Annotated in this window: 17 protein-coding genes; 12 read left to right on the top strand and 5 right to left on the bottom strand. The window is 67.4% G+C overall.

The window, feature by feature from the left end:
* Positions 1-20 precede the first annotated feature (20 nt).
* Positions 21-1,577: a hypothetical protein gene (locus AC3B6C_RS14190; RefSeq protein ID WP_014925829.1), complete on the bottom strand. Its 1,557-nt coding sequence runs from the start codon at positions 1,575-1,577 to the stop codon at positions 21-23.
* A 217-nt stretch (positions 1,578-1,794) separates the two neighbouring features.
* Between AC3B6C_RS14190 and AC3B6C_RS14195 the strand changes: the two genes are divergently transcribed.
* Positions 1,795-4,296: a UvrD-helicase domain-containing protein gene (locus AC3B6C_RS14195; protein ID WP_488373210.1), complete on the top strand. Its 2,502-nt coding sequence runs from the start codon at positions 1,795-1,797 to the stop codon at positions 4,294-4,296.
* 109 nt (positions 4,297-4,405) lie between these two features.
* Here the strand turns inward: AC3B6C_RS14195 and AC3B6C_RS14200 are convergent, their stop codons facing one another.
* Complete coding sequence (locus AC3B6C_RS14200; protein WP_488373211.1) at positions 4,406-5,575, bottom strand: M23 family metallopeptidase; 1,170 nt, start codon at positions 5,573-5,575, stop codon at positions 4,406-4,408.
* Between the two features lie 439 nt (positions 5,576-6,014).
* On the opposite strand from AC3B6C_RS14200, the gene sucC reads away from it, so the two are divergent.
* From sucC to AC3B6C_RS14220, 4 genes are all read left to right on the top strand, one after another.
* Entirely contained in the window at positions 6,015-7,178 is a 1,164-nt protein-coding gene (sucC, locus tag AC3B6C_RS14205) for an ADP-forming succinate--CoA ligase subunit beta (protein WP_010843609.1), read from the top strand.
* A gap of 14 nt (positions 7,179-7,192) precedes the next feature.
* A complete protein-coding gene (sucD, locus tag AC3B6C_RS14210; RefSeq protein WP_004020100.1) occupies positions 7,193-8,095 on the top strand; it encodes a succinate--CoA ligase subunit alpha in 903 nt (300 codons plus the stop codon).
* 92 nt (positions 8,096-8,187) lie between these two features.
* Entirely contained in the window at positions 8,188-8,898 is a 711-nt protein-coding gene (locus AC3B6C_RS14215; protein WP_010843610.1) for a hypothetical protein, read from the top strand.
* Positions 8,895-9,380, top strand: a complete 486-nt coding sequence (locus tag AC3B6C_RS14220; protein ID WP_010843611.1) for an RDD family protein — start codon at positions 8,895-8,897, stop codon at positions 9,378-9,380. Before AC3B6C_RS14215 ends, AC3B6C_RS14220 begins: the two co-directional genes overlap by 4 nt.
* On the opposite strand, the gene AC3B6C_RS14225 is transcribed toward AC3B6C_RS14220, so the two are convergent.
* On the bottom strand, positions 9,364-9,828 hold the full coding sequence (locus AC3B6C_RS14225; RefSeq protein ID WP_055475845.1) for an SRPBCC family protein: 465 nt from the start codon (positions 9,826-9,828) through the stop codon (positions 9,364-9,366). The genes AC3B6C_RS14220 and AC3B6C_RS14225 overlap by 17 nt on opposite strands.
* Positions 9,829-9,979: 151 nt before the next feature.
* On the opposite strand from AC3B6C_RS14225, the gene AC3B6C_RS14230 reads away from it, so the two are divergent.
* The 3 genes from AC3B6C_RS14230 to AC3B6C_RS14240 all read left to right on the top strand — a co-directional run bounded on the left by AC3B6C_RS14230 (position 9,980) and on the right by AC3B6C_RS14240 (position 12,566).
* Entirely contained in the window at positions 9,980-11,452 is a 1,473-nt protein-coding gene (locus AC3B6C_RS14230; RefSeq protein ID WP_488373213.1) for a carboxyl transferase domain-containing protein, read from the top strand.
* Positions 11,452-11,862: an NUDIX hydrolase gene (locus AC3B6C_RS14235; protein WP_055475833.1), complete on the top strand. Its 411-nt coding sequence runs from the start codon at positions 11,452-11,454 to the stop codon at positions 11,860-11,862. Before AC3B6C_RS14230 ends, AC3B6C_RS14235 begins: the two co-directional genes overlap by 1 nt.
* Before the next feature lie 83 nt (positions 11,863-11,945).
* Positions 11,946-12,566 (top strand): nitroreductase family protein, encoded by a 621-nt coding sequence (locus tag AC3B6C_RS14240; RefSeq protein WP_044506138.1) that lies wholly within the window; start codon positions 11,946-11,948, stop codon positions 12,564-12,566.
* Positions 12,567-12,581: 15 nt separating this feature from the next.
* On the opposite strand, the gene AC3B6C_RS14245 is transcribed toward AC3B6C_RS14240, so the two are convergent.
* A complete protein-coding gene (locus AC3B6C_RS14245) occupies positions 12,582-13,235 on the bottom strand; it encodes a TetR/AcrR family transcriptional regulator (RefSeq protein WP_488373214.1) in 654 nt (217 codons plus the stop codon).
* Between the two features lie 224 nt (positions 13,236-13,459).
* Between AC3B6C_RS14245 and AC3B6C_RS14250 the strand changes: the two genes are divergently transcribed.
* Positions 13,460-14,128, top strand: a complete 669-nt coding sequence (locus tag AC3B6C_RS14250) for a DUF5336 domain-containing protein (RefSeq protein ID WP_488373215.1) — start codon at positions 13,460-13,462, stop codon at positions 14,126-14,128.
* Positions 14,109-14,927: a N5-glutamine methyltransferase family protein gene (locus tag AC3B6C_RS14255; protein ID WP_488373217.1), complete on the top strand. Its 819-nt coding sequence runs from the start codon at positions 14,109-14,111 to the stop codon at positions 14,925-14,927. Before AC3B6C_RS14250 ends, AC3B6C_RS14255 begins: the two co-directional genes overlap by 20 nt.
* A 32-nt stretch (positions 14,928-14,959) precedes the next feature.
* On the opposite strand, the gene AC3B6C_RS14260 is transcribed toward AC3B6C_RS14255, so the two are convergent.
* Positions 14,960-15,937 (bottom strand): aldo/keto reductase, encoded by a 978-nt coding sequence (locus AC3B6C_RS14260; RefSeq protein ID WP_488373218.1) that lies wholly within the window; start codon positions 15,935-15,937, stop codon positions 14,960-14,962.
* Positions 15,938-16,138: 201 nt separating this feature from the next.
* On the opposite strand from AC3B6C_RS14260, the gene AC3B6C_RS14265 reads away from it, so the two are divergent.
* Positions 16,139-17,611 (top strand): MFS transporter, encoded by a 1,473-nt coding sequence (locus tag AC3B6C_RS14265; protein WP_488373219.1) that lies wholly within the window; start codon positions 16,139-16,141, stop codon positions 17,609-17,611.
* 156 nt (positions 17,612-17,767) lie between these two features.
* Positions 17,768-19,306, top strand: a complete 1,539-nt coding sequence (locus tag AC3B6C_RS14270; protein WP_488373220.1) for a sugar ABC transporter ATP-binding protein — start codon at positions 17,768-17,770, stop codon at positions 19,304-19,306.
* Positions 19,307-19,314: the final 8 nt, after the last annotated feature.

Below are 19,314 nucleotides of genomic sequence, written 5' to 3' on the forward strand. Positions count from 1 at the left end.
GGACTGGTCGACGTGGTCGTCTAGTCGTAGTAGAAGGCGGAGATGTTGTCGCTCTGGTTCTCCGCGGCGATCAGGGCCCGCAGGGCCGACGCTGTCTCCTCCTCGGCGACGAAGTAGACGACCTGTGCGTCGCCGGCCGCGGTGACCTGCTGTTCCATCTGCTTGCGGAGCACCTCGGTGCCCTCCCAGGACGGATCGAAGGTGCCGCCGACGATGTGCTCCCGATACCCCTCACCGAAGGTGATGTGCATGTTGCCGTCGGTGCCGATGCCGTCGAAGATGTAGTCGCCGCGCTTGATCGCGTAGTAGCTGGGCAGACCGGTCACGCTCGCCCCGAATCGGGCCTGCTCCGGTTCCTTGTTCCCGGTCCGGACATAGACGATCTCGGTGTTGGTCTGCTTCTCGTTGTTGTCGATGAGATCGTTCAACTCGGTCTCGGTCGAGTCGATGAACGCGAGGTAGGTGAAGGTGTACCGCGAGGCGATGTTGGTGTCCGGTGGGAGGTTGGTCGCGGCACACCGGGTGGTGCCGTCTCGTCCGAAGTCCACGCGCAGGACCACCTTGCACTCACCGCCCACCGCGCCGGGCGGACGGTTGCCGACCGCGAAGTTCAGAGTCAGACCGTAGTTGAAGTGGCCGCGGACGTCGTCGGCGTACGGGCTGCCCTGCACCGTGTAGTCGAAGGCGCACGACGAGGTGGTGCATGCACCGGTCTGGCGCGAGGACACCACCGGTTGCTCCATCCACAGCCCGGGAGCGGGCACCGAGACCAGGTCCGGTACGAGTGCGCGCTGGTTGGCGAACACCTTCTGGGCCTGGTCGGCCGGCTGCAGACTGACCGCGGCGTCGATGTCGTAGGTGACCGGGCCCTGCACGCTCTGACCCTTGACGTTGGTCACGTTCTTCGTCTCCGGATCGAACGTGACCTCCCACGCCCCGATCTTCACCTTGTCGTCACCGACGAACTCGATGGGCGGGTCGGTGGTCGGCCAGCGGCGGGCGTCGGGTGTGCCCTTGTTGGGCGTCGGGAGCTCGGCTCCGAGCGCGGGTGGGTCGCCGGACTCGATGTTGCCGATGTCGCCGGCGAGGTTGTCCGGGCCGAGGATGGTGCCCAGGCGCGGCATGCTGGTGAAGCGGGTCGAGGCCCACTTGTTGTCCAGCGGGCCGGTGTCGAGGTTCGTCTTCTCTGCGTCGACGAGCAGTTCGGTCCACAGCGCGCCGGGCGCACTGATGAACGGGTTGTTGCCGATCTGCCGATATTCGCCCTGCTGCGAGCCGAGCGTGATCGTGCCCTCGGCGGTGTTCGACGTGGTGACGATCAGGTCGTCGAACTCGACCGTTCCCTCGCCGCGCTCGTCGTCGTATTTGTAGGTGACCTTGCCGGTGAACTCGGCCGCCGGACTGGTCGCCAACTTGAAAAGCACCTCGTCGAGGCTCTTCTGCGCCCGGAACGCGGGCGTGGGCTCGACGGTGCCCGCGCTGCTGAACGGTACGAACGACAGGACGAGCGCGATGATGAGGGCCAGCGCTCCGACACCGAGGACGATGGCGGCGGGGACGATGGACGGTCTCTTCATGGGCGCCTCTTCCTGCTCGCCGGGGCGTCGTCGCCGCATGCGGGTGTTCGCAGACAGGGCACCCCGAGCCGGTGGTACCGCGTCATATTAGCCGCGGGGCACGCCGATCGGGGCGTCAACTCACGGGGTCGGTCGACTGTTCGGTGGACCTCCCGACGGGGCGGAGCGGACCGGCCGACGAGGGTCTGTCGGCGGTGGCGAGTAGCCTGGACAACCGATGAACAGCTCCTCTTCTGCCCCTCTTCTCGCCGGTCGCGCGGGCGCCGCAACCTCGGGTGCGGCCGCCGACGACCGGGTCGCGCGCCTGCTCGAAGGTCTCAACCCGCAACAGCGCGCCGCGGTCCTGCACGCCGGCGCGCCGTTGCTGATCGTGGCGGGCGCGGGCTCGGGCAAGACGGCGGTGCTGACCCGCCGGATCGCCTACCTGCTGGCCGCGCGGGATGTCACGCCCGGGCAGATCCTGGCCATCACGTTCACCAACAAGGCCGCCGCGGAGATGCGTGAACGCGTCATCGATCTCGTCGGCCCGCGTGCCGCGTACATGTGGGTCTCGACGTTCCACTCGACGTGTGTGCGCATCCTGCGGGCGCAGTCCGGGCTGCTGGAGTCGATGAACTCGAACTTCTCCATCTACGACTCCGACGACTCGAAACGGTTGTTCGGGATGGTCATCCGCGACCTCGACCTCGACCCCAAGAAGTTCAGCCCGCGTGGGGTGTCGGTGGCCGTGTCGAACTTCAAGAACGAGCTGATCTCGCCCGACGAGGCGCTGGCCTCGGCGCCCGAGGACGACCCGACGTCGACGACGATCGCGCGGATCTACGCCGAGTACCAGCGTCGCCTGCGTGCCGCCAACGCCTTCGACTTCGACGATCTGATCGGCGAGACCGTGGCACTGCTGCACCGGCACCCGCAGGTCGCCGAGTACTACCGGCGCCGGTTCCGTCACGTCCTCGTCGACGAGTACCAGGACACCAACCACGCGCAGTACGTGCTCATCCGCGAACTGGTCGGGGAGCAGACCACCGCGAGCGGTCTGGAGCCCTCGGAACTGTGCGTCGTCGGCGATGCCGACCAGTCCATCTACGCCTTCCGCGGTGCCACGATCCGCAACATCGAGGAGTTCGAGCGCGACTTCCCGTCCGCCGAAACCGTTCTGCTCGAACAGAACTACCGGTCGACGCAGACGATCCTGTCGGCCGCCAACGCCGTCATCGCACGCAACTCGAATCGTCGCGAGAAGCGGTTGTGGACCGACTCCGGCGACGGCGAACTGATCGTCGGATACGTCGCCGACTCCGACCGCGACGAGTCGACGTTCATCGCCAAGGAGATCGAGGAACTCACCGACTACTCGATCGGCGGTTCGTCGAGCTTCAAGTACTCCGACGTCGCGGTGTTCTACCGCACCAACACCGGTTCGCGTGCCATCGAGGAAGTGTTCGTCCGGCACGGGATTCCGTACAAGGTCGTCGGCGGCACCAAGTTCTACGAACGCAAGGAAGTCCGGGATGTGGTCGCCTACCTGCGGGTGGTCGCCAATCCCGACGACTCGGTCAGCCTGCGCCGCATCCTCAACACCCCTCGGCGCGGCATCGGCGACCGCGCGGAAGCCTGCGTCGCCGTCCATTCGGAGAACACCGGCCGGAGCTTCTACGAGTCGCTGATGGACGCGGCCGAGGGCAAGGTGGCACTGCTGAACACGCGGGCCGTCAAGCAGATCGGCGGGTTCGTCGACCTCATCGAGGGACTGCGATCGGACTTCCTCACCCACTTCGGCGAGGCGGGTACCGAAGACGCCGACGTGGCCTTCCTCGACGCCACCGAGGAGTCGGCCGACATCGGCGAGCTCGTCGACGCGATCGTCGAGCGGACCGGTTACCGCGCCGAACTCGAGGCCTCCAACGATCCGCAGGATGGCGCGCGTCTCGACAACATCAACGAACTCGTCGCCGTGGCAAGGGAATTCAGCGCCGATGCCGCGCAGGTCGATGTCGACGCGCCGGACGACGACGTCGAGGTCGATCGCGAGGGTGAGGCCGAACCCGGTTCGCTCGCAGCGTTTCTCGAGCGTGTCTCGCTGGTCGCCGACGCCGATCAGGTGCCCGACGAAGGCGAGGGTGTCGTCACGATGATGACCCTGCACACCGCCAAGGGGCTCGAGTTCCCGGTCGTCTTCGTGACCGGTTGGGAAGACGGACATTTCCCGCACATGCGGGCACTCGGCGATCCGGCCGAGTTGAGCGAGGAACGACGCCTCGCCTACGTCGGCATCACCCGCGCGAAGCAACGTCTGTACCTCACCCGGTCGATCACCCGCGCGTCGTGGGGACAGCCGGTGTCCAACCCGGAATCCCGCTTCTTGCAAGAGATCCCGCAGCATCTGCTCGACTGGCGGCGCACCGAACCGCGGCGCTCGGCGCGCGGCTTCGGCGGGTCGTCGGGCGGAGTGTTCGGCCGCGACGGCGCGTTCTCCGGTTCGGGCGGTTCGTCGATGGGACGCGGGAGGTCGTCGTACTCGCCGGATCCGGCACGCGGACGCAACAAGCAGGTCCAGCTCGACATCGGCGATCGACACAACCACCCGAAGTACGGGATGGGCAAGGTCGTGGCCAAGGAGGGCAGCGGCGCCACCGAACGCGTCACGATCGACTACGGCGGCAGCGCGGGACGCGTCACGCTTCTCACCGCAGGCGGGATTCCCGGGGACAAGCTCTAGGGAGCGCGCGCGGCGGGCCCTGCGAGGCTCGTCGATCTCGACGCGCTCCTTCGTCGCTTGCTCGGCCCGGCGGCTATCGCTCCTCGCACCTCAGGGGGCAGAGAGGCTGCTATCCGGTGTAACCGGAGAGCTTCACGCCCTTGGCGGCGAGCCACGGCACGGGATCGATCTTCGTGTTGCCGTTCTTCCACACCTCGAAGTGCAGGTGCGGGCCGAACGAGAAGCCCTCGTTGCCGACCAGGGCGATGACGTCGCCGGCCGTGACGCGCTGGCCTTCCTGGACCAGGACGCCGGAGGAGGACATGTGGCCGTACATGGTGACGGTTCCGTCGGCCGCCTGGATCTGGACCCAGTGGCCGTAGCCCGAGGCGGGCTCGGCCTTGATCACGACGCCGTCGGTGGCCGCGTGGATCGGGGTCCCGAGCGGCGCGGCCATGTCGATGCCGCCGTGCATGGTGCCCCAGCGCATCGCGAAGGCGGAGGTGAAGTCGTAGCTGCCCAGCGGGATCGGCGAGGTGAAGAGCGGGCGCCGGGCCAGGGCCTCGCGGCGGTCCGCGTCCGCGGCCATCTTGGCGCCGACACCCAGCTGATTGGTGAAAACGTTCATCTGGTCGGTCTGCGGCGTCGCAGCGGCCACTCCGGGGCCCAGCTCGACCGGTGCGGCTCCCTGCGCCGACGCGTCGTTGACGGCGGCGGCATTCACCGGTGCGGGCGCCTCGTCGTTGGTACCGACCTGGGCGACGGCGGCGACGGCCGCTCCCGCTGCCATGGCGATGAGGGCCGCGCGCCCGCCCTTGAGGGCGTTCGGAGGGGCAGCGATGCGATGCTTGCCGCCGCGGCGGACGCGCTGTCCGGCCGGATTGGTCCGGAAGGGGCGGTGTTCGGTGTCGGCGTCGAGATCGTCATCGGTTACGAGGTCGAGTTCGCCGCCGTCGAAGAGGTCGAGTTCGGCACCGTCGACGTCGAACGGCTCGTCGTGTGCGTACTGGTCGAATTCGTGCTCGGGAATCAGGATGTCCTGAGTGATCTCCGAGCGGGTGGGACGGTAGTAGCCCTGCCACGACGACGGGGTCCAGCCGGCGTCCGAGGACTCCCGCGTGGCGGCGTCGGAGTCGGCGAAATCGAAGTCGTACTCGCTGAGGTCGTACCCGGCGGCCTCGTCGGTGTCGACGATGGGGATGATCGTGGTCATCTCTTCCGCTGTGACGTCATCGATCAACCCGCCCGATCGGACGCGGCCCGATCCGCGTGAGACACCGAGTCCCGCCAAATCGTCCACCTCATCTCTTGCTGCCGCATCTCGTCGTTGGCGGATTCGAAGTCACCGTTCGTAATGCTTCTGTGACCACCGCTGAGAGCCGACGGTAACGAAATGATTGCGGCAAGTCCAACCGTAGAAAGCGACAAACCGGGATATTGTGAGCTGAGTCACATGACTTTGCGGCACTGCTCGAAAGTGGCGAATACGCTGTTCAATACAGCAAATTCAACCTGTGAGCCCCGCCCGACGCCGCACGGCGGTGTAAGTGCAGTTCATGGGCGCACGGGATGCGGTGTACCCCTCACAAGGCGGTGCCAATACTGTGAGAACCGGCCGAGCGAGTGATCTGTCGCACAAGCGCAGGGTGCGCGCGGGGTGGCGATTCACGGCAGGTTTAAAGTCCGATATGGCCCGCATTACACCCTTGCGCGGGCAAATCTACGAGATGGTGAGCTGAATGGATCTCTTCGAATACCAGGCGAAGGAACTGTTCGCCAAGCACGGGGTTCCCACCACACCCGGTCGGGTGACCGATGATGCCGCCGACGCGCGGGCGATCGCCGAGGAAATCGGCAAGCCTGTGATGATCAAGGCGCAGGTCAAGACCGGCGGGCGTGGCAAGGCAGGCGGCGTCAAGTACGCCGCGACCCCGGACGACGCGCAGTCCCACGCTTCCAACATCCTTGGCCTCGACATCAAGGGCCATGTCGTCAAGAAGCTGCTGGTCGCCGAGGCCAGCGACATCGCGGAGGAGTACTACATCTCCTTCCTGCTCGATCGCACCAACCGCTCGTACCTGGCCATGTGCTCGGTCGAGGGCGGCATGGAGATCGAAGAGGTCGCCGCAACCAAGCCCGAGCGCCTCGCGAGGGTCGCCGTCGACGCCGTGAAGGGTGTCGATCTGGAAACCGCGCGCTCGATCGCCGAGCAGGGCCATCTGCCCGCCGAGGTGCTCGACGCCGCAGCGGTCACCATCGCGAAGCTCTGGGAGGTGTTCGTCAAGGAGGACGCCACCCTGGTCGAGGTCAACCCGCTCGTCCGCACGCCGGACGATCAGATTCTCGCCCTCGACGGCAAGGTCACCCTCGATGCCAACGCCGACTTCCGTCAGCCCGGCCACGAGGAGTTCGAGGATCGCGACGCCACCGATCCCCTGGAGCTCAAGGCCAAGGAGAACGACCTCAACTACGTCAAGCTCGACGGTGAGGTCGGCATCATCGGTAACGGCGCGGGCCTGGTCATGTCGACCCTCGACGTGGTTGCCTACGCCGGTGAGAAGCACAACAACGTGAAGCCCGCGAACTTCCTCGACATCGGCGGCGGCGCCTCGGCCGAGGTCATGGCTGCCGGTCTCGACGTCATCCTCGGCGACGAGCAGGTCAAGAGCGTCTTCGTCAACGTCTTCGGTGGCATCACCGCGTGTGACGCCGTCGCCAACGGCATCGTCGGGGCCCTGGAGAAGCTGGGGTCGGACGCCAACAAGCCGCTGGTCGTCCGCCTCGACGGCAACAAGGTCGACGAAGGCCGCAAGATCCTGGCCGATGCGAACCACCCGTTGGTCACGCTCGCCGAAACCATGGACTCGGGCGCCGACAAGGCCGCCGAGCTGGCGAGCAAGTAAGGGAGCCACGGAATATGTCGATCTTTCTGAACAAAGACAACAAGGTCATCGTCCAGGGCATCACCGGCGGTGAGGGCACCAAGCACACCGCTCTGATGCTCAAGGCCGGCACCAACGTGGTCGGCGGTGTCAACGCACGCAAGGCCGGCACCACCGTGTCGCACGTCGACGCCGACGGCAACAACGTCGAGCTCCCGGTGTTCGCATCGGTCGCCGAGGCCATGAAGGAGACCGGGGCCGACACCTCGATCGCCTTCGTGCCGCCGAAGTTCTCCAAGGACGCCATCATCGAGGCCATCGACGCGGAGATCCCGCTGCTCGTGGTCATCACCGAGGGCATCCCGGTGCAGGACTCCGCCTACGCGTGGGCCTACAACGTGGAGAAGGGCGAGAAGACCCGCATCATCGGCCCCAACTGCCCCGGCATCATCACCCCGGGTGAGGCCCTGGTGGGCATCACGCCGAACAACATCACCGGCAAGGGTCCGATCGGTCTGGTCTCCAAGTCGGGCACCCTGACCTACCAGATGATGTACGAGCTGCGCGATCTCGGCTTCTCGACCGCCATCGGCATCGGCGGAGACCCGGTCATCGGGACCACCCACATCGACGCCATCGAGGCGTTCGAGAAGGATCCCGAGACCAAGCTGATCGTCATGATCGGTGAGATCGGTGGCGACGCCGAGGAGAAGGCCGGCGAGTACATCAAGGCCAACGTGACCAAGCCGGTCGTCGGTTACGTCGCGGGCTTCACCGCTCCCGAGGGCAAGACCATGGGCCACGCGGGAGCCATCGTCTCCGACGGTGCGGGCACCGCCCAGGGCAAGAAGGAGGCCCTCGAGGCCGCGGGCGTCAAGGTCGGCAAGACGCCGTCCGAGACCGCTTCGCTGGCCCGAGAGCTCTACCAGGCCCTGTAGGGCAGACGAGAACCGAAGAACCCGAGCGGGTCTGCCCGCTCGGGTTTTTTCGTGGCCCGACCGGCCCTGATCCCGCATGCGATAATTCGTCGGTGGACTCCCGGGCGCGACGCGGCGCGATCTCCCAGCTCGCGGGGGAGTCGCTGCGATTCGCCGGGGTGATGGCCGACGTCGCCGAACGGATGCCCCTCGCGGGCGGGCTCATCGGGTCCGTACGCGTGCGGCTGGCCGAAGCCGCCGACACCGCTGTCACCGTGGTGGTCTCGACGACGCGAACCGTTCTGGGCGTCGTCATCCGGGAGGTGGTCGACGCTCTGGTCGAGGAGGTCGACCTCACCGACCTCGTGCTCACCCATGTCGATCTCAAGCGGCTGATCTCCGAGGTGCTCGCGCTCATCGACATCGACGAGGTGATCACCGGTGTCGATCTCGATCGCGCTGTGGCGCAAGTGGATCTGATGGCGGCGATCGACCTGGTGGACCTCGACGCGGTGATCCGGAAGGTCGATCTCGACTCCATCGCCACCGGGATCGACATCGACGCGATCGCCGCCCGCATCGACATCGACGCCATCCTCGGGCGGGTCGACCTGATCGGACTCGCCGAGGAGATCATCGACGGCGTCGACCTCCCCGACATCATCCGCGAGGCGAGTACCTCGGTGACCGCCGATGTCATGACCGACGTGCGCAGCACCAGTGAGCGAGCCGACGACGCAGTGGCCAACGCGGTCAACCGGTTTCTGCGTCGACGCGGTGCCGCGGCCGTCGAGGCCGCTCCCGACGCCGAGGGGCCGCGATGAGCGCCGAGACCACTCCCGGCGGACCGGGCCACCCGCTGGTGCACAAGGCGCACGCGGTGCAGGACCGGGACAAGAACGCCGGCATCGTGAGCCGGGGTGTGGCCTCGTTCCTCGACCTGCTCGTCGTGTGGACGATCCTCGGAGCCGCCTACGCGGGCCTGTCGCTGATGAAGTTCGTCGTCTCGGTGAGTGAATTCTCGCTGCCGCAGGTCGATCTCGTCTTCACGACGACCGGCTTCGTGCTGGTCGCGGTGCTCTACCTCGCGACGTGCTGGGAGGTCTCCGGGCGCACGCTCGGGTCGGTCGTGATGGGCCTGCGCGTGGTCAATTCGGAGGGTGCGCGAATCCGGCCGACCATCGCGGTGCTGCGCGCACTGCTGTGTACCTTCTTCGCGATAGGTCTCGTGTGGGTGGTGATCGATCGGCGTCGCCGATCGGTGGCCGACGTCCTCCTGCGCACCCGGGTCATCTACTCTCGGTGACCGCCTTGAGCTGACTCAGCCCCTTCTCGAAGTCCTTGCCCAGCATCCGGTCGAAGATGCCGAAGAATCCGGCCACCCGGCTGAACATCGTCTGCGCGCCCACCATCGTCCAGGACACCCGCGTCGCCTGACCCTGGGGCACGAGTTCGAAGGTGACCGTGTTGGTGGTCTTCATGGGCTTCTCGAACTCCAGGCGCACCTCCACCTCACGAGGCTCGTCGACACGCGTGATCTCCATGGCCCCTCGACCGGCCTTCCGGTTGCCCGACCACGCGTATTTCGCCCCTACTCCGGACTCCGCACCCGAATACTCGCGGGCCATGTCCGGATCGACGCCCTCCCATGGGGACCAGTGCACCCACTGCCGGAAGTCGGTCAGGTACGGCAGCACCGCGTCGGGTGGCGCGTCGACGGTCAGGGAGCGGGTGATGCGGAACGTGTCGGACATGAGGGCCTCCGGAAGAGATCGGTCGGTCGGAGTTCGGACGTGGTCGTCGAGCTGACGAGAGTATGACACCGAGGGCCGACATGACATCGCCGCGACGAACGGTCGGCGACGGGCACGGGTGGCCCGGACCCGGCGGGATACGGTGTGAGGCATGGGTGAACGGGCACGGCTCACGGCGTCGGAACTGCGGGTGATGCTCGTCGACGACGGGACGTGGGAATCGTGGGATGTACCGGTCGGCGCTCCGGCCGCGACATCCGACGGCGCCGATGACACCTACGCCGCGGAGCTCGAACGGGCCCGCCGCACCAGCGGGTCGGACGAATCGGTGAGCACCGGCGCGGGCTCGATCGGTGGGCGACGAGTGGCGATGGTCCTGAGTGAGTTCGAGTTCCTCGCCGGGTCGATCGGCCGGGCCGCCGGGGCACGGATCGTCGCCGCGGTGCGACGCGCGACGCGCGAGCGGCTTCCGTTGCTGGCCTTTCCCGCGTCGGGCGGCACCCGGATGCAGGAGGGGACTGCGGCATTCCTGCAGATGGTCGCGATCACCGGTGCCGTGACCGACCACAAGGCCGCCGGACTGCCCTACCTGGTGTACCTGCGACATCCGACGACGGGCGGTGTGTTCGCCTCGTGGGGTTCACTCGGGCACATCACCTGGGCGCAGCCCGGAGCGCTCATCGGCTTCCTCGGGCCGCGTGTCTACGAAGGCATCTACGGTGAGCCCTTTCCCGCGGATGTCCAGACCGCCGAGAACCTGGTCCGGACAACGGTTGTCGATGACGTGGTCGAGCCGGTGGACCTCCCCGCCCGCCTGTCGGCGGTGCTGCGTCTCCTCGCCCGCCGGGATGGGCCGGTGGCGCCGGCCGACCCTATCCGGGTGTGGCCCCAGAGCGCCCGCCCGCTCGAGCCGGACGACGCGTGGGCATGTGTGCGCGCAACCCGCGAGCCCGGGCGCGCGGGCCTGGTCGAGTTCCTGGCTCAGGGCGAGTCGGCGCCGCTGTCAGATGCCGGACCACTTCGATTCTCGCTCAGCGACTTCGGCGGACACGTCGCCATGGTCGTCGGATACGATCGGACGTCACAGGCGGACGGCGACCGGCCGGGTCCGAGGCACCTGCGCGAGGCGCGCCGGGCGATCCTGGCGGCGAGCGACCTCGGACTGCCGGTGGTCACCGTGATCGACACCCCGGGTGCGGAGCTGTCCGTCGTCGCCGAGGAGGGTGGTCTCGCGGCGCAGATAGCCCGCTGCACAGTCGAATTGATCAGCGCTCCGATTCCGACGGTCTCCGTGCTGCTCGGCCAGGGTGCGGGCGGTGCGGCGCTCGCGCTCTTCCCCGCCGACTTCCGGGTCGCGCGCGCAGACGCCTGGCTGTCACCGCTGCCGCCCGAGGGTGCCAGCCTCATCGTGCACCGCGACCTCGACCACGCCGGCGAGATGGCCTCACGGCAGGGCATTCTCGCCGGGCGCATGGCTGCGCAGGGCATGATCGACGCGGTTGTCGACGAGGAGTCGGACGCGGCCGCGCTGTCGGCGATCCGCGGTGTGATCGGACGGTATCTCTCGGCATCGCCGGAACCGGACGCCGGCGCGCGGACCCGCGTGCCGGCGGTGGACGCGTGATGGGCGAGCGCATCGTGGCCGTCGGCGCCCTCATCACCGATGAGGACGGTCGAATCCTGCTGATACTGCGTCGGAACGAGCCGTCGGCCGGACACTGGAGTCTCCCCGGTGGCAAAGTCGAGCCCGGGGAGTCGTTGCGGCAGGCGGTCATCCGCGAGGTGGAGGAGGAGACCGGCCTGGTCGTCGAGGTCGGCGAACCGGCCATCCAGCTGGACATCCCGGTGGGCGACGGGCGCGTCTACGAGGTACACGACTTCCGTGCCGAGATCCGTTCGGGGGAGCTGTGTCCCGGTGACGACGCCGCCGACGCGGCATACTTCACCCCGGCCGAGGTGCGCACGGCCAAGGTCACCAGCCGGCTGGTGGAGTACCTCGAGCAGGCCGGCGCCCTGCCGCCGGAGGTGCCCTGAGTCTTCGCGGCCGTCAGGTGTCACCGGCTCTCGCCGGCGGGGTCGACGTGGTGAACGGGAGTGGTTTTGTGCAGGATGGAGAAATGACCGACCTACTGCCCCTGGACCCCGACCAACTCCTCACCACGACGCGCTCGGTGCGCAAACGTCTCGACTTCGATCGTCCCGTGCCGCTCGACGTGGTCAAGGAGGCGCTCGAGGTGGCGTTGCAGGCGCCGACCGGCAGCAACAGCCAGACCTGGCACTGGATCGTGCTCACCGACCCCGAGCTGAAGCAGAAGGTCGCGGATTACTACGCGAAGTCGTTCGCCAAGTACTACGCCGGGCAGGCGCCGCGCGACGACACCGGTAAGCGCGTCGCGTCCAGCGCGCAGTACCTCGCCGACACGATGGGACAGGTCCCGGTGCTGGTCATCGGCGCCATCTACACCGGCGGAGACCTGCCCGCGGGAAACCAGGCCGGCGTGTGGGGCTCGTTGTTGCCCGGCGCCTGGAGCCTGCAACTGGCTCTGCGCGCCCGCGGACTCGGGTCGGCGTGGACGACCCTGCATCTGAATTACGAGAAGGAGATCGCCGAGCTCCTCGGCATCCCGGCCAACATCCATCAGGGTGTGCTGTTGCCGGTGGCCTACACCAAGGGCACCGATTTCAAGCCGGCACCGCGGAAGTCCCTCGATTCCGTCCTCCACATCGACGGATGGTGAGGACGGGGTGCCGGATCACTCCTGATCCGGCACCTCGCACCGCAGGGCCGCCAGTGCCATCGCGGTGAGCAGACGGCGCAATCCATGCTGGTCGAAGTCGGGCAGGCGAGGTGAGGAATTGAGCAGCCCGAACATGGCGTGGACGCGCACGCGCGCCTCGTCGCGATCGAGGGTCATGCCGTTCTCGTCGGTCACGGCGAGGAGCACATCCACCCACCGTTCCACATAGCGGCGCTGCAGCAGTCGGACCCGGTGGTTCGCGGCCGGGGTCATCGAGGACAGGTCGCGATCCTGCACCGTGATGAGATCGGGGCGGGTGACGAGGACGTCGATGTGAAAGCCGATGAGCGCGCCCAGGGTTTCCGACGGTGAACCGCCGCGGTCGGCGACCTCGCTGCCGCCGTCGTGGAGTCGCTGACTGATGTCGATGAGCATCTCGTCGAGAAGTTCGGTCTTCGACGAGAAATGGCGGTACATCGCCGGTCCGCTCACTCCGACCGCCCGTCCGATGTCCTCCAGCCGCACCCCGGCGAATCCGCGCTCGGCCATCTGACGGGCGGCGGCGGACAGCAATTCGGCACGACGGGCCGCCTTGGCCTGGGTTCGGCGCGTCGGCGGACGATTCGTGGCTTCCGATTCGTCCTCGCGCGGTTCCTGCGTCGCGGACATCGATCCCGCACTCTACGCGTCCGGGCGTGCGGACGGGCCGCTCCCCGACGGCGTCGAAGCGCCGGAAAGCGGCCGTGGTGACCCGGTCGAATGAAAAGTGGGCTGACCGGTGCGTCCCGGCCCGGGTACGGCCTAGTCTTGCGCAAGGTCGCACGCCGGAACGGCGGGCGCAGGCAATGCGAAGGCGGCGGGCCGGTCCCGCGGCAGGCGACGAGGAGCGGATCGTGAATCCAGGCGAACCCCAGCATCCGGGCGGTCAGTGGTCAGGCGTCCCGCAGGGACCACCTCAGACCGGGGGCTTCGCCGGCAACCAGGACCAGACGGCCCACGTCCAACACCCCGGTACCGGCGGCCTGCCCGGTCAGCAGTGGGCACCCGATCAGCACTACCCGAATCCCGGGGGCGGATGGGGAGGACAACCGTCCCGTGGTCCCGGCGCCGACCTGTCGGTCATCTTCGCGCTGGCGTCCGCGGTCGCCGGAATCGTCACGTACTTCATGGGCTTCCTCAGTTGGATCTCGGTGTCGGCGGGCGCCGAGGAGGAACTCAATCGCTGGGGAGCCGACTTCGAGGAGGGCCAGGGCGGGATCCCCGCATTCTTCTCCTATGAGATCGTCCTGAACCCCGGGAAGTTCTTCATCGTGCTCGGGGTGGTCGGCATCGCGGCGACGTTCGTGCTCGTTCCGCGCTATCGCAGGGCGCTACCGTTCTTGGCTGTCGTCGGAATCGCCGCGTGGCTGGCGCTGTTCGCGGCGGCCCTGATCACGCCGCCGTTCCTCGACCTGGGTGCCGGTGCGATCGTCGGCCTCATCCTCGGCTTCCTACAGGTGGCGCTGCTCATCGCGGCAGCATTCTTGTACGGTCTGAAGAAGGATGACCCGCAACACTTCTGACCACGGAACCGACGATCCGGTCGTCGGTGTCCTGCGTCGTGCCGGCTGTGTCTTCGCCGAGGAGGAAGCCGCAGTTCTACGCGAGCATGCCGCCGGCGCAGCCGAACTCGATGAGCTCTGTGCACGTCGCGCGGCCGGCGAGCCGCTCGAGCATCTGGTGGGATGGGTGCGATTCGGCGACCTTCGGTTGCGCGTCGGTCCGGGCGTCTTCGTGCCGCGTCAACGCTCACTGCTGTTGGCGCGCATCGCGGTCGCCGCGGTGCGGGCGCGACGGTCTCCGCTCGTGTTAGAGGCATTCTGCGGCGTCGCGCCCATCGCCGCGACGGTTGCCGCCGCAGGCCTCGACGCACGCTTGCATGTGATAGACATCGACCCCGCTGCGCTGGCCTGCGCTCGACAGAACCTACCGCGCGGCAGCGGGGTTCATCTGGGCGACGGGCTGAGTCCACTACCGCCGGGGTTGCGGGGACACGTCGACGTGATCGCCGCGGTCCCGCCGTACGTCCCCGACGCCTCGGTCGGGTTCCTTCCTCACGAAGCGTGTGACCACGAACCGCGCAACGCACTGGTCGGTGGCCCCGACGGACTCGACCACATCCTGGAGCTGATCAGAGCCGCCCGGGACTGGCTGTGCGTCGGCGGAATTCTCCTGGTGGAGATGAACTCCGAACAGTTCGAGCTCGTCACCGACCGTGTCGAGCACATCGGTCACGACGATCTCGACGCGATCCCCGGTGCCGACGGGCAGACCGTGGTCGCCCGGTACCGGAGACGACCGATTGCCTCCACAGCCAACTGACCCATATGGAATTTTCTCGGCTGTGGCTCGGTTCAGTTCGCCGGATCACCGAATCGCAGCGAGTCGAGGACGACGAGTTGATCACGGCTCAGGGTCAGTTCGCCTGCTCTGCAAGCATGATCGAGGTTGGCCATCGAGCTCGTCCCCACCACAACGCCCGTCACCCCTGGCCGGTTCATGAGCCAGGCGAGTGCGAGCGAGGATGGATGCACGCCCCATTCGGCCGCCAGGCCGGCGAACCGGCGTCCGGCGGCCCGCTGGGCTTCGGAGAATCCGACTCCACCCCAACGTCGATGTCCGATGTAGTCACGGTCGAACGCACGGCGACCGGCCAGCAGACCACCCGCCACGGGCGCGTAGGCATGCAATGGTGTGCCGGTGGAGCAGGCCGCCGCAACCACTCCGGTGCGCTCGATCTGGCGTTCGGCGAGGTTGTAGCGCACCTGGTGCGCGGAGGGGGGTCGAGCACCGAGCTCCACCGCCGTCCGGACCACCGCCTCGGTCTGCGCGGCCGAGAAGTTGGAGATACCCCATGCACGGATTTTCCCGGCTGTGACCAGATCGTCGAAGGCCGCGACCGTCTCACCGGCCGGCGTGCGCGGGTCCGGTTGGTGGGCGTAGTACAGATCGAGGTAGTCGGTCCGCAGGCGTCGGAGGCTCAGGTCGACCTGCTCGAAGATGTGATCGCGGGTCAACTGCCCGACGAACGGTCCATTCACACGATCCCGGCCGAGGGGTTCGCCGACCTTCGACGCCAACTGCACCCGGTCGCGGATTCCGGCGAGCGCCCGCCCGAGAATCTCTTCCGACGACAGGCGTTCGGTATGGTCCGGGACCGATGGCCGGTCGTAGTCCGGTTGATTTCCGTACGAGTTGGCGGTGTCGAAGAATTCGACACCCCGGTCGAGTGCGCCGCGTATGAGAGCGGGGGCGTCGTCGGCGAGGGGTGAGATCCCGAAGGTCGCGGTACCGAGAATGATCCTTACCGGGGAGTTCGGAGTCGGAGTCATGTGGGGCGACCTCGCTTTCACTGGAATGTGGTGCGACCGTCCTCGGTGCGGATCTCACCGAGGACATCTCGGACCCACGCCCACGGGTGAGCGAAATGGTATGAGCAGCGGCTGATCTCGTCCATACCGTGGATGCGGTACTCGACCGTATACCGCGTCCTGGTGATGGCGACTCGCCGACCGCGCTGATGGACTGACCTGATGCCCAATCCCCGACGTCGTCCGGATGAAGCGACCCGACGCCCCTCAAACACCTCCACGACAACGGGATTCGTCGAGCCGGTCGGCTCGCATGGATCGGTCATCCTCGTCCTGTGCTGCGGTGGGCTGCTCGCCTCGTTTCTGGCTACAGCACTGGTCCCGGTGGCCGGCTCGATCGGCGATCAACTCGGCGTCAGCGCGCCGAGCGGCGCCTGGGCCCTGACGTCCACTTTTCTCGCAGCAGCGGCCAGCACCCCCATCGCGGGACGTGCGGCGGACCTCGCCGGGGAGCGCAGGGTGCTCACCGCCCTGATGCTGATCATGGCCGCCGGTTCGATCACCTGCGCCGTCTCCGACGACCTCGCGCCGATGGTCGCCGGCCGCACCCTGCAGGGGTGTGGAGCAGGAGTGATCCCGGTCGGCATGAGTGTGATTCGCCGGGTTCTGGGCCCGGAACGGATGGCGACCGGTGCGTCGACGATGTCGGTCGCGGTCGGACTCGGCGGCGGGGCCGGTCTGCCATTGGCTGCCTGGGTCATCGAGGACTTCGGGTTGTCGATGCTGTTCTGGGGTGCCGGTTGCGCGGCGCTCATGCTCGGCGTCGCATTCCGGGTGGTCCTCGCGCCCGATGCATCCCGGCCGCGTGAATCGTTCGACGTCATCGGCGCCGTGGGTGTGGTCGTGTTGCTGCTGTGTGGGCTGATTCCGGTGGCACAGGGCGCGCGATGGGGTTGGACGTCCCCGCCGGTGCTGGGGCTACTCGGGGCCGGTGCCCTCGCGGCGGTGATCTGGGTTCCCTACGAGTTGCGTCGTCGCTGGCCGATCGTCGACATCCGGGCGGCACGAATGCCTGTCATCGTGGTGGCGAACATCTGCTCGGCGCTGGTCGGGGTCATGTACATGCTCGGCACCTTGACTGCTTCCCACCTCCTGCAGACCTCCGCGGTTCCGCCTTTCTCGGGAATGGGCCAGTCGACTCTGACCGCCGGTGTGCTCCTGACCCCGGGGGGACTGTCGATGCTCGTGAGCACACCACTGGCCGCCCGGCTGATCCGCCTGACGAGCGTGTCGGCGACGCTGGTGGCCGCAGCCGTGGTCGCCGGTACGGGGTATGTGCTGCTGCTCCTGTGGCACGCCGCGGCCTGGCAGGTCTCGGCGGCGATGACGGTGGTGTCCGCCGGCGTGGGTATGGCCATGACGGCTACACCGGTAATGGTCTCGTCGTCCACGGCGGCCACCCGAATGGCGGCGGCGCAGGCTCTCAACGTGGTGGCCAGGTTCGGCGGCACCGCGGTGGCCTCGGCTCTCGTCGTGGCGGTGCTGGACGCATTCGAAGACGGGCCGGTACCCGGGGTTCCGGCGGAAAGCGCCTACTGCGTCCTCTTCACCATCGGGACGGCGTTGGCCGTCGTCATCTGCGGACTCGCGGTGTGCACGAGGCGCTGGACGGGCAAGGGTTTCATCACGACGTAACGCAGCCCGTGATCCGACACAGAATGGTAACCCGGGCGCAGCGAGCACCTCACATTCTCGGCGGAGTCTGCGCCGGGTGACGCAAATGAGGTAGCTGAAAGGTTCACCGCCAGGCGGTATTCCGGTGAGTACGAGTTGCTGTTTGACTCTTCGTTCATGACCAGTCCACATCCCGTCGACACCGATGAGCCGATCCTGCGATTGACCGGGATCGCCAAGAGATTCGGCAATTCCACTGCGCTGGAGGATGTCTCGTTGGACTTCCGGCGCGGGAGTGTCACCGCGCTGACCGGGGAGAACGGGTCCGGAAAGTCGACGATCGCCAAGATCATCGGGGGCCTGCTCACTCCCGACGCCGGCACAGTGGTCGTCGGCGGCGCGGTCCGCCGATTGCACGACCCGAACGCCGCACGCCGTCACGGAATTGCTCTGATCAGTCAGGAGCTCACTCTCGCAGAGGATCTCACCGTTGCCGAGAACATATTCATGGGCCGGCTTCCCTCCGGCGGGCCGGCGGTCATCTCCTGGCGGCGGATGCGCGCCGCAGCGGTCGACGTGCTGGATGCGTGCGGAGTCGACGTCGATCCGCGTGCGCGGGTCGGCGATTTGCCCATCGAAACGCAACAACAGATCGAGATCGCGAGGGCGCTGTCGACGGACCCGGATGTCTTGATCCTCGACGAGGCCACCAGCTCGTTGTCGGAGAGGGCCGCCGATCGCCTCTTGGAGCTGGTGCACGCCCAGCGCGCAGCCGGGACGAGCATCGTCATGATCACCCACCGGATGAACGAGATCTTCCGCGTCGCCGACATTGCTGCGGTTCTGCGGGACGGCCGCATCGTCGCCGAGCTCGCGGTGGCGTCGACGACCGAGGACGAGATCGTCCGGCAGATGGTGGGTCGGGAACTGGGTGACTACTACGGAACTGCGAACCACACCGCAGATTTCCACGACCGGGTGCTGCACGCGTCTGCGCTCGCCGTGTCCGACAAGGGATTACATCCGGTCGAACTGTCCGTGGGTCGAGGGGAGATCGTTGGCGTCGCCGGTCTGGCGGGTTCGGGCAAGGAGACGCTCGGGCACGCCCTGGGCGGTGCGGTGCCGGCCACCGGCGACCTCAGCGTAGGTGGCGCAAAGGTTTCGATCGGGCGACCGGATCGCGTGCTGGACGGCGGAATAGGCTTCGTTCCCGAGGACCGCAAGTCCATGGGCCTCCTGCTGAACAGGTCGGTCGCCGAGAACTTCGCGCTCGCCTGGCGGGCGAAGCTCTTCCGCAACGGTGTCCGGCGATCCTCGCTCGAAGGGCGCCTGGTGGCCGATGCTGTCGCGCGGTTCGATGTTCGCACGGCCTCGACGCAGCTGGCGGTGAGTCACCTGTCGGGCGGCAACCAGCAGAAGATCATCATCGGCAGACTGTTCGAGCTCGAGTTACCCGTGTACGTGATGTGCGAACCGACACGGGGGATAGACGTCGGGGCCCGAAGTGCCATCTACGCAATGCTCCGTGAGCAGGCTGCCCGTGGTGCCGCGATCGTGCTCATCTCGTCCGAACTCAACGAACTGTGCGGGATGTGTGACCGGGTCCTGACCATGCATCGGGGTCGGGTGGTTGCGGAGTTCGTCGGGCGTGATGTGACCGAGGACAACCTCAACACCGCCATGGTGACCGGCCGCAGACCTCAGATCTCCGCCTGATCGCGACG

Source organism: Gordonia sp. 11cp (assembly GCF_057767225.1).